Source organism: Klebsiella huaxiensis (genome assembly GCF_003261575.2).
Classification (GTDB): Bacteria; Pseudomonadota; Gammaproteobacteria; order Enterobacterales; family Enterobacteriaceae; genus Klebsiella; species Klebsiella huaxiensis.
On the sequence record NZ_CP036175.1, the window covers coordinates 2,099,056 to 2,111,978 of the forward strand.

At 54.2% G+C, this 12,923-nt stretch carries 12 protein-coding genes; 10 read left to right on the forward strand and 2 right to left on the reverse strand.

What is annotated here, in order from left to right; genetic code table 11:
• Positions 1-83: 83 nt before the first annotated feature.
• Entirely contained in the window at positions 84-1,508 is a 1,425-nt protein-coding gene (gene sbcB, locus DA718_RS09940; protein WP_112216599.1) for an exodeoxyribonuclease I, read from the reverse strand.
• Between the two features lie 180 nt (positions 1,509-1,688).
• Here sbcB and dacD point away from each other — a divergent pair, with 180 nt between their 5' ends.
• The 7 genes from dacD (at position 1,689) to cobS (ending at position 7,923) form a co-directional block, all read left to right on the forward strand.
• Positions 1,689-2,855 carry a serine-type D-Ala-D-Ala carboxypeptidase DacD gene (gene dacD, locus DA718_RS09945; protein WP_167492741.1) on the forward strand — a complete coding sequence of 389 codons (1,167 nt, stop codon included), beginning with the start codon at positions 1,689-1,691 and terminating at the stop codon, positions 2,853-2,855.
• A 155-nt stretch (positions 2,856-3,010) separates the two neighbouring features.
• Positions 3,011-4,447 carry a capsule assembly Wzi family protein gene (locus DA718_RS09950; RefSeq protein WP_112216597.1) on the forward strand — a complete coding sequence of 479 codons (1,437 nt, stop codon included), beginning with the start codon at positions 3,011-3,013 and terminating at the stop codon, positions 4,445-4,447.
• Between the two features lie 125 nt (positions 4,448-4,572).
• Positions 4,573-5,046 carry a DNA gyrase inhibitor SbmC gene (sbmC, locus tag DA718_RS09955; protein ID WP_112216596.1) on the forward strand — a complete coding sequence of 158 codons (474 nt, stop codon included), beginning with the start codon at positions 4,573-4,575 and terminating at the stop codon, positions 5,044-5,046.
• A gap of 98 nt (positions 5,047-5,144) precedes the next feature.
• A complete protein-coding gene (locus DA718_RS09960; protein WP_112216595.1) occupies positions 5,145-6,203 on the forward strand; it encodes an FUSC family protein in 1,059 nt (352 codons plus the stop codon).
• A 168-nt stretch (positions 6,204-6,371) separates the two neighbouring features.
• Complete coding sequence (locus tag DA718_RS09965; RefSeq protein ID WP_112216594.1) at positions 6,372-6,707, forward strand: DUF496 family protein; 336 nt, start codon at positions 6,372-6,374, stop codon at positions 6,705-6,707.
• 197 nt (positions 6,708-6,904) lie between these two features.
• Positions 6,905-7,117, forward strand: a complete 213-nt coding sequence (locus tag DA718_RS09970) for a bifunctional adenosylcobinamide kinase/adenosylcobinamide-phosphate guanylyltransferase (protein WP_112216593.1) — start codon at positions 6,905-6,907, stop codon at positions 7,115-7,117.
• 65 nt (positions 7,118-7,182) lie between these two features.
• Positions 7,183-7,923, forward strand: coding sequence for an adenosylcobinamide-GDP ribazoletransferase (gene cobS / locus DA718_RS09975; protein WP_112216592.1), 741 nt, complete (start codon positions 7,183-7,185; stop codon positions 7,921-7,923).
• A 120-nt stretch (positions 7,924-8,043) separates the two neighbouring features.
• On the opposite strand, the gene DA718_RS09980 is transcribed toward cobS, so the two are convergent.
• A complete protein-coding gene (locus DA718_RS09980) occupies positions 8,044-9,153 on the reverse strand; it encodes an adenosylhomocysteinase (protein ID WP_112216591.1) in 1,110 nt (369 codons plus the stop codon).
• Positions 9,154-9,341: 188 nt separating this feature from the next.
• Between DA718_RS09980 and DA718_RS09985 the strand changes: the two genes are divergently transcribed.
• From DA718_RS09985 to DA718_RS09995, 3 genes are all read left to right on the forward strand, one after another.
• The gene (locus DA718_RS09985; RefSeq protein WP_112216590.1) at positions 9,342-10,073 is read left to right on the forward strand and encodes an HPP family protein; all 732 of its coding nucleotides are present in this window, start codon (positions 9,342-9,344) and stop codon (positions 10,071-10,073) included.
• Between the two features lie 385 nt (positions 10,074-10,458).
• Positions 10,459-11,883 (forward strand): sugar porter family MFS transporter, encoded by a 1,425-nt coding sequence (locus DA718_RS09990; RefSeq protein WP_112216589.1) that lies wholly within the window; start codon positions 10,459-10,461, stop codon positions 11,881-11,883.
• Positions 11,884-11,904: 21 nt separating this feature from the next.
• Positions 11,905-12,915, forward strand: a complete 1,011-nt coding sequence (locus DA718_RS09995) for a Gfo/Idh/MocA family protein (protein ID WP_112216588.1) — start codon at positions 11,905-11,907, stop codon at positions 12,913-12,915.
• The last annotated feature ends 8 nt before the right edge of the window (positions 12,916-12,923 follow it).

Sequence of the window (12,923 nt, forward strand, 5' to 3'; positions counted from 1 at the left end):
GTCCGGGCTACAAAATCCGCAAAACCTGCGGGCTCGTAGCCCGGACAGGCGCGTCAAGCGCCGCCTCCGGGAATATCTCCCAATTAAACAATCTCCTGCGCGTACTGCCACAACGCCTTCAACTGCGCCAGCTTCTCTTTATCATCCGCATGCTGTTGATACAGCATCTGCAGCTCATCGGCATAGGCCTGTAAAAACTCTGGCGTAAACATCTCACGACGATGCTCCAGCCAGCGCTGCTGCTCGGTTTCATCCAGCGTGCCGGGGAAATTGCGTGCACGATAGTTGAACAACAGACGCTCAATACGCTTATCGGCGAAGGTGATATCCAGCGCCGGCAGGTTATGCGGCTCGGTCTCAAGCACGATTTTCATTGCCGCGCGATCGGCATCGCTGAAAAAGCCGTTATACAACTGCGCATCGACGTTATCGGACGGCACAAAAGGCTCTGCTTCGGCAAAGATCGCCACCACTTTTTCGCGCACCTGCGGATTAGCCCGTAGCTGCTGGGCGTTATCCAGACAGCGCTGGATATTGATCCCCAACCGGTCGGCATCCTGCGGGCGCAAAGTGTTTTGCTGCGCCAGTACCGGGCACTTATTGAGATGCACCAGCTTAATCGGTACTGAGGCCAGGTCGCCCAGCTCGCTTTTCGGCGTATACAGCCGCTCGCGCAGGGTATCGGCATCCAGCTCCAGCAGCGGAGAGATATCCCCGGCCAGGTCGACCATAATCACCGCATTACGATTATCCGGATGCCACGCCAGCGGAGCCACCAGGCTGGTATTGCCGCGCGCCGCGCCAAACATGCCGGAAACATGCACCAGCGGTTTGATCTGCGGAACGTCAATCAACGTCGCCAGCTTGCGTTTGTTGCGATAGGTATATAGATAGTCAAACAGGCGCTGCTGCTGGGTTTTCACCAGTTTTGCCATCGCAATGGTGGCGTAAACGTCGGCCATCGCGTCGTGGGCATTGCTGTGCTCGATGCCGTTGGCGACGGTCAGATGCTCCAGACGAAAGCTTGGCAGGCCATCTTCATTTTCCGGCCAGTTGATCCCTTCAGGGCGCAGTGCATAGCAGGCGCGCATCACGTCCAGCAAATCCCAACGAGAGTTATCGTGCTGCCAGCTCCAGGCGTAAGGATCGTAAAAATTGCGATAAAAGATATTGCGCGTCACTTCGTCATCGAAGCGCACGTTGTTGTAGCCGACGATACAGGTTTTCGGCACCGTGAACAGATCGTGAATGCGGCGGGCAAAGGCGGCTTCGTTGTCGCCTTTGGCGATAGCTTCCTGCGGCGTTATTCCGGTTATCATTACCGCTTGCGGCTGAGGCAGATAGTCATCGGCGAGCTTGCAGTAGAAAACCTCTGGTTCACCGACAACGTTCAGATCTTCATCGGTGCGAATGGCGGCAAACTGCGACGGTCGGTCGAGCGAAGGGCTGGTGCCGAAAGTCTCGTAGTCGTGAAACAAAAATCCGGGCTGGTTGGCGCTATCTTGCATAATCTGTTCATTATCCCTGGTGGCGAGCAGCCATCATGGTAAACGATTTACCGGGCCATCAGAAGGGCATCGGCTTTGCCCATCGTCTGAGATGTCATATTTTCTTGCAATTAAACCCTGATATGAAACGAGAAGTTCCGTAAAAAGGACGGCGAATCTGTCAATTTAGAGGATATGCCGTTGAAAGGCCGTTTGTTTATTGCTGTAACTTTGCTCGCTGCGAGCGTTTCCTGCGCATTTGCCGCCAATGATTTTCCCGTCAACGTGACACCGCCTTCCATTCAGGCCGGTTCCTGGGTGCTGATGGATTACACCACCGGTCAGATCCTGACTGCGGGTAACGAGCATCAGCAGCGCAATCCCGCGAGTTTGACCAAACTCATGACTGGCTATGTGGTTGACCGCGCCATCGACAGTCACCGTATTACCTTCGATGATATCGTCACGGTGGGTAAAGACGCCTGGGCGCAGGGTAACCCGGTATTTAATGGTTCCTCGTTGATGTTCCTGAAGCCCGGCGACCGCCTCAGCGTGCGTGATTTGAGCCGCGGGCTAATTGTTGACTCTGGTAACGACGCCTGCGTGGCGTTGGCAGACTATGTTGCGGGCGGTCAGCCACAGTTTGTCGCGCTGATGAATAGCTACGTAGAGAAACTGCACTTAAAGGATACCCACTTCGAAACCGTTCACGGTCTGGACGCGCCGGGGCAACACAGTTCGGCCTACGATTTGGCCGTGCTCTCGCGGGCGATTATTCATGGCTCGCCGGACGTGTATCATATGTATAGTCAGAAAAGCCTGACCTGGAACGGCATTACCCAGCAGAACCGTAATGGCCTGCTATGGGATAAAACCATGAACGTCGATGGCCTGAAAACCGGCCATACTTCCGGGGCAGGATTTAACCTGATCGCTTCGGCGGTGGATGGTCAGCGCCGTCTGATTGCGGTGGTGATGGGGGCTGAAAGCCCGAAAGGACGGGAACAACAGGCGGCGAAGCTACTGCACTGGGGTCAGCAAAATTTCGATACCGTACAGGTTTTGCAGGACGGCAAACAGGTCGGGGTTGAGCGCATCTGGTATGGCGATAAAGAGCAGATTAAGCTGGGCACCGATCAGGACTTCTGGCTGGCATTGCCGAAGTCGGAAGTGTCGCGTATTAAAGCCAAATATGTGTTGGATAAAAAAGTGCTGGAAGCGCCGATTGCCGCCCATCAGCGGGTCGGTGAAATCTCGCTTTATGACGGCGATAAAGTGGTGGCCCACTGGCCGCTGGTGACGCTGGAAAGCGTCGGCAAGGGCGGTGTTTTCTCGCGCTTTAGCGATTATTTACATCAGAAGCTGTAACTCTCCGGCCGCTCCGTTCTGGAGCGGCACCTCGTAGCTGTTTGATTATTATGCCACTTCGGTTGGCGCTTCGTTTAGTTTCAATCCATTACCTTACCCGGTCACCGTTCAGGAAATAGCCTGTCGCTTTTGCGCCCAAAAATGGAGCTGGGAAGATGAAATATTTTGCGCGTAGTGCGCTTTCTCTGGGATTGTACGCCGTTTTTAGCACCTCTTGCTTTGCCTCTGGCCTGGTTCTGGCCGATAACGAATTCCGCAATGATTTAGCCTGGTTATCCGACCGTGGAACCCTCTCTTTAAGTTTGTCGACCTGGCCCCTGAGCGAGGAGGAGATTAACCGGGCGCTGGCGAATGCCCATCCGACAACATCCGCAGAGCGGGTGGTGCTGAGTCGGGTTAATCAGCGATTAAGATCACTAAAAGCCGACGTGCGCCTCACCGGCTACAGCTCCACTGACAAACCAGGAACGCCGCAGGGCTTCGCCCAGTCTTATCCCGCTGACCAGTCGCTCTCTATCGCGCTGAATAACAGCGGCGAATGGTGGGACCTGCACTTACAGGGCAACGTTGAAGGGGACAAGCGCATTAGCAACGGTTCGAACGTTAACGCTAACGGCGCATACGGCGCGGTAAAGTTGTGGAACCAGTGGCTGGCGTTCGGGCAGATCCCACAGTGGTGGGGGCCGGGCTATGAGGGCAGCCTGATTCGTTCCGATGCCGCGCGACCGATGACCGGTTTTCTGCTGCAGCGTGCCGAACAGAGCGCGCCAGAGACGTCATGGCTAAGCTGGATTGGTCCGTGGCAGTATCAACTTTCCGCCAGCCAGATGAACCAGTATGCCGCCGTACCGCATACCAAAATATTCGGCGGTCGCCTGACGTTTTCGCCGTTGACCTCGCTGGAGCTGGGGGCCTCGCGCATCATGCAGTGGGGTGGAGAAGGGCGTCCTTCTTCGTTTAGCAGCTTTTGGGATGGTCTGACTGGCAATGACAACACTGGCGAATCAGCCGACGATCCAGGCAATCAGCTGGCCGGTTTTGATTTCAAACTGAAGCTGGCACCAACGCTGGGCTGGCCGGTGAGCGTTTACGGTCAGATGATTGGCGAAGATGAAGCTGGATATTTACCCTCGGCGCACCTCTATCTTGGCGGCGTGGAAGGGCATCATCAATGGAACAGCAACGCGGTTAACTGGTACCTGGAAGCCCACGATACCCGTTCGAATATGGGACGCACCAACTATATCTATAACCACTTTATTTACAAAGATGGCTACTACCAGCAGGGATATCCGCTGGGTGATGCAATGGGGGGCGACGGACGCTTGTATGCCGGGAAGGTGGAGCTGGTGACCGAAGAGAACCAGCGCTGGAGCGCGCGTCTGGTCTACGCCGAGGTGAATCCGAAGAACCAACGGATCAACAAAGCCTTCCCGCACGCCGATACGCTCAAAGGCGTGCAACTGGGCTGGAGTGGTGATGTCATGCCGACGGTACGCCTGAGTACATCCGTGTGGTACACCGATGCTAACCATAGCGCCAGCGATGATCTTGGGGCCAGTATCGGTCTCGAACTGCCGTTCAGCTTGTAATCGAGTGGCGGCTGTTTTTTAGGCTTTTCACACGCGATTTTTGTGAATTACCGCACATACTATGGGGGATAGTGCTGTTAGATTGCATGTATATTCATACAGTATTTATCAACAATGGAGGCAGTATGGACTATAACGTTAAATCCGTGGGCAAAAGAAAGATCGCTGGGTTTCATCTGGTCGGTCCCTGGGAACAGACAGTAAAGCAGGGCTTTGAACAGCTGATGATGTGGGTTGATAACAGCCAGGTTCCGGCGCAGGAATGGGTTGCTGTCTATTACGACAACCCTGATGAAGTCCCGGCGGAAAAACTACGCTGCGATACTGCCGTCACGGTGGCGGAAGGCTATGAGCTCCCCGCTAACAGCGAAGGTGTGATGATGACCGAAATCGCCGCCGGAGATTATGCTGTCGCCCGCGCCAGAGTCGAAAATTTTGATTTCAAGACGCCGTGGTGTCAGTTCTTCGACAGCCTGATGCAAAGCAAAGAGTATCAGATGACGATGGATCCCTGCTTTGAAGTCTATCTTAACGATGGTGATAAGGATGGCTACTGGGATATCGAGATGTACATTGCGGTCGAGCCCTCGGTGAAATAAGGCTTTGTCCCCTCAGTGGACAAGGTTTCTTACATTCGCGTGATGCTTGCGGCGAAAAAGCAGTTACAATTGGCATTTTCGTTGTGTCGGAGTCGGTTGTGCGCGCGGATAAATCACTTAAGCCATTCGAAATTCGGCTGTATCGCCATTATCGCATCGTTCATGGCGTGCGAATCGCATTGGCCTTTGTGCTCACCTTTATGCTGGTGCGCTTGTTGAACGTACCGGAAGGGACCTGGCCTCTTATCACCCTGGTGGTGGTGATGGGGCCAATCTCCTTTTGGGGAAACGTGGTGCCGCGTGCGTTTCAGCGTATCGGCGGCACCATTCTTGGTTCGGCACTCGGGCTGGTGGCGCTCAAGCTGGAGCTTATCTCGCTGCCCATTATGCTGCTGTGGTGCGCGGCGGCAATGTTCCTTTGCGGTTGGCTGGCGCTGGGTAAAAAGCCTTACCAGGCGCTGCTTATCGGTATTACGCTGGCGGTGGTGGTCGGTGCGCCGCCGGGAGACATGAATACTGCGTTGTGGCGAAGCGGCGACGTTATCTTTGGTTCCCTGCTGGCGATGCTGTTTACGGGTATCTGGCCGCAGCGGGCGTTTCTGCACTGGCGTATCCAGATGGCCAGCTACGTCACCACTTTTAACAGGCTCTATCAGGCGGGCTTTTCGCCGAATCTCGTTGAACGTCCGCGTCTGGAAAAACATCTGCAAAAAGTGCTCAACGACGTGGTGAAAATGCGTGGTTTGATCACCCCGGCCAGCAAAGAGACGCACATCCAGAAATCCATCTTCGAGGCGATCCAGACCGTCAGCCGCAATCTGGTCTGTATGCTGGAGCTGCAAATCAATGCTTACTGGGCCTCAAGGCCCGGTCACTTCGTGATGCTTAATGCCCATACGCTGCGTGAAACCCAGCAAATGACACAGCAAACGCTGCTGACCATCGCTCATGCACTCTACGAAGGTAACCCGCAGCCAATTCTCGCCAATAATGAAAAGCTGAATGAAATCGTTGCCGAGCTGCGTCTGCTTATCAAAGAGCAGCAGGATGAGAATTTCTCCGAAACGCCGATCCATGGTTATGTCTGGTTAACCATAGAGCTGGCGCGCCAGCTTGAACTGCTGTCGCATTTAATCTGCCGGGCGTTGCGTAAATAAAGACCAGATACGCGCGGTTTGCCCATCGCTTGCTTCGATTCAGCAGCGTTTAGGGTTATGATTAGGGCAAAGGAAAAAACATTGTCATCAGCGGCTGCTAACAGTTATGTTAGCCCTATGTAGCAGTCGCTTTAGCGAATCCGAATCTCAAATATTAGGGGTGTAAAAATGGAAACAATTAAGCCTTCTTTCCAGGACGTACTGGAGTTTGTTCGCCTGTACCGTCGTAAGAACAAGCTGCAGCGTGAAATTCAGGACGTTGAGAAAAAGATCCGTGATAACCAGAAGCGTGTACTGCTGCTGGATAACCTCAGCGACTACATCAAGCCGGGCATGAGCGTTGAAGCTATTCAGGGCATCATTGCCAGCATGAAAAGCGATTACGAAGATCGCGTTGATGATTACATCATCAAAAATGCTGAAATCTCCAAAGAACGTCGCGACATCTCTAAAAAGCTGAAAGCGATGGGCGAAGCGAAAGTAGAAGATAAATCTGCCGAGTAATCCCCGGTTTAGCGCTCCGGTGGCGGTTCTCGCCGCCGGGGTCATCTTTCTCCAAATCTGCGTTATCTCTCAAATCCTCAGCAAAACAGCCCGCGCAACGCTGATCCAATCCCCTATAATTTGGTATACTCCCGCCGTAAACATATTGATATCGGAAGGGTTTATCTCATGCTGTCCCTGCAACAGGTGCCGCCGCGATGATACTGATTGCCGGTGGCGCGCATAGCGACCAATGCCGTGATGCCGAATCTATACTCAACACCTTCGTTTCGGCTGCCTACATCATCACCTCCTGGATTTCCGACAATCAAGTAACCGCTCGCATCCAACACCACCGTGATACCCGGCTGGCTCACTGGCGTCTGGAAGATGGATGTCAGGCATTTTGTGCAAAATTGCTACGCGGATAAATCGGGTAGCGGTCGGCGATAAATCACCGCTGACCGTGGGTTTTATCGACAGGAGTCTCACTTCAATGATTAAGTCTTTTTTTGCCGCATTATCGTTTATCAGCCGCCTGCCGGTCCCGGCGCGTTTGTCCCAGGGACTGGAGATAGAACAATATCAACGCAGTATCGTTACGTTTCCGTTCGTCGGGCTTTTGCTGGGGGCTATCGGCGGCGCGGTGGTGATGCTGCTCCAGCCGTGGTGCGGTGGCCCGCTGGCCGCGCTGCTCGGCGTGCTGGCGCTGGCGCTGCTGACCGGCGGTTTTCATCTTGATGGTCTGGCGGATACCTGCGATGGCATCTTCTCTGCCCGTCGCCGTGAGCGGATGCTGGAAATCATGCGTGACAGTCGGCTAGGAACCCACGGCGGTCTGGCGCTGATCTTCGTGCTGGTCGCTAAGGTGCTGGTGGTGAGCGAAGTCGCGCTACGCGGGACGCCAGCAATTGCTGCGCTGGCGGCTGCCTGCGCCGTGGGGCGCGGTATGGCGGTGCTGCTGATGTATCGCCAGCGCTACGCCCGCGAAGAGGGGTTGGGTAATCTGTTTATCGGCAAGATTACGCTGCGTCAGACGCTGATTACCATGGGGATAGCTCTGGTGCTGACGACGCTGTTGCTCGGAGTCAACGGTTTGCGAGCGGCACTCATCACGGTGGTGCTGGTCTGGGCGTTGGGTCAGGCGTTGAAGCGTACTTTGGGCGGGCAAACCGGCGATACATTAGGCGCGGCGATAGAGCTGGGTGAAGTGATATTTCTGCTGGCGCTGCTGTAGGAATTGCTTTCTTCCCGGTGGCGCTGTGGCTTCCCGGGCTACGGATTGGTACAGCCGACAAGCTGGGTAGCCCGGACAGGCGCATCGCGCCGCCTCCGGGAAATTATTCAGCGCAAACGCCTACAGCGCCGTTTGCCACACGCTCTGCGGCAGCAGATAAACGTCCGCTGGCGCGTTCATTCCGTCGGTCACGATATGCTGAATGCCGCTGGTCATCACCGCCAGGGTGACGTCGAAGGCGTTCAGGCTATCGCCAAAACCGGCGGTCAGGTTGAGCATTGAACCATTAGCCATCAGATACACGGTTTTATCGCCCATCCGATAGGCGTTAATATACGGCATCACCTCTTCATGGCTGAACTGGCGCAGGTACTCGCAGTCAATCTCTTCCGCCACGTGCCCGACGTTGAGGATAAACACACCATCTTTGGCCTTATCCAGCGCCTGTCTATTGACCACTTTTTTACCACCGGTCGCCGTGGCAACGACGTCTGCTGAGGAAATCGCTTCCTGTAATTCAACTACGTGCCAGCCGTCGTAGGCCGCCTGGAGTCGACGGGCCGGATCGATTTCCGCCACCATCACCTGGCCGCCGAAGGCTTTTGCTGCCGCCGCTACGCCCTGACCAACCAGACCATAACCGATCACCAGTACTTTTTTCTCATGCAGGGTCAGATGGGTGGTCTGGAAGAAGGTGTGCCAGGCGGTCAAACCGACCATATGGCGGTTGTGTAGCCCCTCTTTAACCGGTAAATCATCCCAGTTAAAAATCGGATAGCCGGGACGGATATCGCCCAGGCGACTGACGCCGGAACCCGTTGCTTCAAGCCCAGCCACGATGTTGCCGAACTTGCCGCGCTGATGCAGCAACGTGGTAATATCCGCGCCCATTTCACACAGATGCGTCGGCTGCCAGGCAATTGCTTTTTCCCAGGATTGCTGCCAGTCGGCATCGCTCATATCGCGCCATGCGCAGGCTTCTGCGCCGCGTTCCACTAGCCAGGCGACAACGTCATCCTGCACGGTCGTTGGGTTACAGGTGGTGAGGAAAACTTTTGCGCCTTTCTCGAGGATCCCTTGTACCAGCGGGATCATTTTCATATCAAGATGCATGCAGCAGGCCAGGCGGACCTGGTTGAGGTCGGGCAGGGCGGCAACCTGGCGCAGGGTGCGCGGCATATTCTGACTGGCCCATGCCACTTCTTTCTCTAAGTTTGTTTTGTTATTCAATGTGGTTGACCTTAAATCCATAGAGTAGGTGATACCCCGACGGGGAGAGTGATTTTAACGTAGCGCGGCAATTTTTTACATTCACAAAATGAATACCGTAAAGCCACGATAAAGACATGGTTGTTAAATTATGGTTAAAAAAAGAAAATGAAACATAAGTTCTTATTATGACGTAAGCGAGTTGTACGATGTTAAGCGTTTTACCCGGATCGTTCTTTTCACGGATCCGCATCTTCCTTGGCCGTTTGAAACCACATGCTTTGCCGGTCGCCAGAAAACACATTGTTTTGGCGTCGATCGGTGCCGGGACGGGGCTGGCGGTAACCAGCATGTTCAGCCACTGGTTGCTGGGCGAAGTCAATCTCTGGTTTATCGCGCCAATGGGCGCATCGGCGGTGTTGCTGTTTGGCGTGCCGAGCAGTCCGCTAGCCCAACCGTGGTCGATTGTCGGTGGCAACGCATTATCGGCGCTCATCGGGGTGACGGTGGGGATACTGGTCCCCGATCTCGCGCTCGCCTGCGGCGTGGCGGCAGGGCTGGCGATCGCTGGAATGTATTTCCTGCGTTGCCTGCATCCGCCGGGCGGGGCGGTGGCGTTAACCGCGATCCTTGGCGGCGCTGGCGTGCAGAGTGAAGGCTATCATTTTGTTTTAACTCCGGTATTGCTCAACTCCTTAATGCTGGCGCTGCTGGCCATTGTCTTCAATAATCTGGTTGGACGCCGCTATCCGCACCCGCTGGCGGCGGAAGAAGTGAAGGTGAAATCGGTGCCGCTGGGCATCGCAGTGACGCGTGACGATATCCACGCGGCGCTGCTCGACGGTCAGTTTCTCGATATCGATGAAGACGATGTGCAGGAACTGCTGGAAAATATCGAGCAGAAAGCCAGGCTGCGGATCGCCAGTACGCAACGATCTTGATTTTCCCTTTCAACCATCAAGGGAGGCGTGATTTTATCTCCACGCTCCCCTTGTTTATTGTTTTTCCTCCCCCGCGATTAGGCTGAACCAAGCCATTTTTCATCTCCATGCGCGCAAAACTCTGCGGATCGTGATTGCGATCGAGAAAATCGTCCATTTGATGAGCAAAAAGTTGACGCCCTTAACGAAATGAAAATTCCAAAATAAATTGATATGGATTTTTTAATTCGTAAGCGTATAACAAGTTGTTAAATTATGCACCCGGGTGCAAAAAGGTGTGCAACTGATTTCCGATGCCAGAACTTGCTGTCTCTGCATTGGCGATGTGATCTTTTTATTCATAAAAACAAAACGATAGAACGCTCATCCCTGACAGGACAACAAAATGACCGATCATGTGATAACTGAAAGTCGTAAAACAGATAATGATAAGAAAATCAGATTAATAACCCTCGTCTCCACCATCGGCGGTTTGTGCTTTGGCTATGACACCGGGGTTATTTCCGGCGCACTGATTTTTATGAAGAACGACCTTGGCCTCAGCCCGTTGCAGGAAGGGCTGGTGACATCGTTCTTATTATTCGGCGCTGCAATCGGCTCCGTTGGTGGCGGCTGGCTGTCGGACCGGCAGGGCAGGCGGAAAAATATCCTTTGGGTGGCGATTATCTTTATCTTTGGCGCGCTCGGCACCGCCGTGGCGTGGGATATGTCATCGATGATTATCGCTCGCTTTATCCTTGGCCTGGCAGTGGGCTGCGCGTCGGTGACGGTACCGATTTATATCTCCGAACTGGCGAGGCCCTCGCAGCGCGAACGGCTGGTCACGGTCAACGAGCTGATGATCGTCACCGGGCAATTTCTCGCCTATTCGGTCAACGCCGCCATCGTCAATTTCTACCCTGACATGTCGCACAACTGGCGCTTAATGCTGGCGATCCCGGCGCTGCCCGGGGCACTGCTGTGGATAGGCATGCTGGTAATGCCGGAGTCTCCGCGTTTCTTTGTACGTAAGGGGCAAATCGACAAAGCGGTTGCGGTGTTGAAAACGATTCGCCGTCCGGAAGAAGTGGAGCAGGAGATCCGCGATATTCAGCAGGTGAGCCAGGCTGGCGCTATTCATGGTCGGTTTATCGACGAACTGAAAAAGAAATGGGTGCTACAGCTGATTTTAATTGGCCTGATGATTGTGCTGGCGACGCGGGTCACCGGGGTTAATACCATTATGTACTACGCCCCGACGGTGCTGAAATCCACCGGTCTTGGCGATGCGGCGGCGGTGACCGGCGCGGTGGCCAACGGGGTGGTTTCTATCCTCGCGACTCTATTAGGGATGCTGCTGATTGGTAGACACTCGCGGCGGAAAATGTTCTTCACCGGGCAGATAGGCGTCACGTTGAGCCTGGTGCTGATCGGCCTCTCTTTCAAACTCTTCTTCCACATGGAAACCGTTGATGGCGTTAGCGGGCTGCAGGCCAACTTTGCCGGTGCCAGCTACATCATTCTTGCTCTGATGCTGGTGTTCCTCACCTTTATGCAGGGGTGGATCGCACCGGTGTTCTGGCTAATGCTCGCTGAAATTTACCCGCTGCGGATGCGAGGCCTGGGGATGGGTTTTGCGGTATTCGGGCTATGGATTTTTGACTTCATCATCCAGTCCGTGTTCCCGATTTTACTTAACAACTATGGCGGCGGAATGACCTTCGGTTTCTTCGCCGGTACCAACGTCATTATGTTGATTCTGCTGGTGAAATATCTTCCGGAAACCCGCGGATTAACCCTTGAGCAAATTGAACAAAAATTCAGATTCTGATTTAGAAATGTGGAGGAACATATGACAGTCAATATCGGTTTAATTGGTTTGGGCATGATTGGGCGCGATCATTTACAGCGTTTCCAGTCGGTTATTCAGAACGCCAGAGTCAGCGCCGTCTGTGATATCAATCGTAACGTGACCGACTCTATTGCCCGCGAATATGGCGCACAGGCTTATTACGATGCGGTGGAGATGATTCAATCAGACGACGTAGATGCCGTTTTTATTTGCTCAATCGGCCCGGTTCACAAAGAGCAAATATTGGCAGCGATTAAAGCGGGCAAGCCGGTATTTTGCGAAAAACCGCTGACCCCAACCGCTGATGAAGCGAGGGCGATTATTGATGCTGAAGTGGCGTGCGGCAAACGCATGTTGCAACTGGGGTTTATGCGTCGCTTCGACCCCGGGTACAACCAGCTCAAAGCCACTTTGGACGGTGGCGAACTGGGCGAAATTTTGTTGATTCATTGCGCCCACCGCAACGCCTCAGTCCCGGAAAGCTACACCCTGGAAATGGCGATTAATGATTCCGCGACCCACGAAATAGACATTATTCGCTATCTGCTCGACGAAAATATCGTGTCGGTGCGCGTCGACAAACCGCGTAAGAAGACCCGCAGAGCCTGTGCGCACCTGCAGGATCCGCTGATCGTGATTTTTGAAACCGAATCCGGCGTGCGCATCGATGATGAACTGTTTGTGAACTGTGATTATGGCTACGACATCCGTTGTGAAGTGATCGGTGAAAACGCCATTAGCGCGCTGACCGAGCAGGCGCTCACCACCACTCGTTCAACGAAAGGCTACAGCCGGGCGATCCCGCAGACCTGCATGGAACGTTTCGCCACCGCCTACGATCGTGAAGTGCAGAACTTTGTTGATCGCGTTAATGAAGGCAGTGAAATGACCGGGCCATCTTCGTGGGATGGGTTTGTCGTGGCGATGGTGTGCGATGCCGGGCTGGCTTCGCTGAAGGATGGCGAGAAGCACACCGTCTCCCTGCCGGAATGCCCGGCGCTGTATCGCTAACCCTTTAA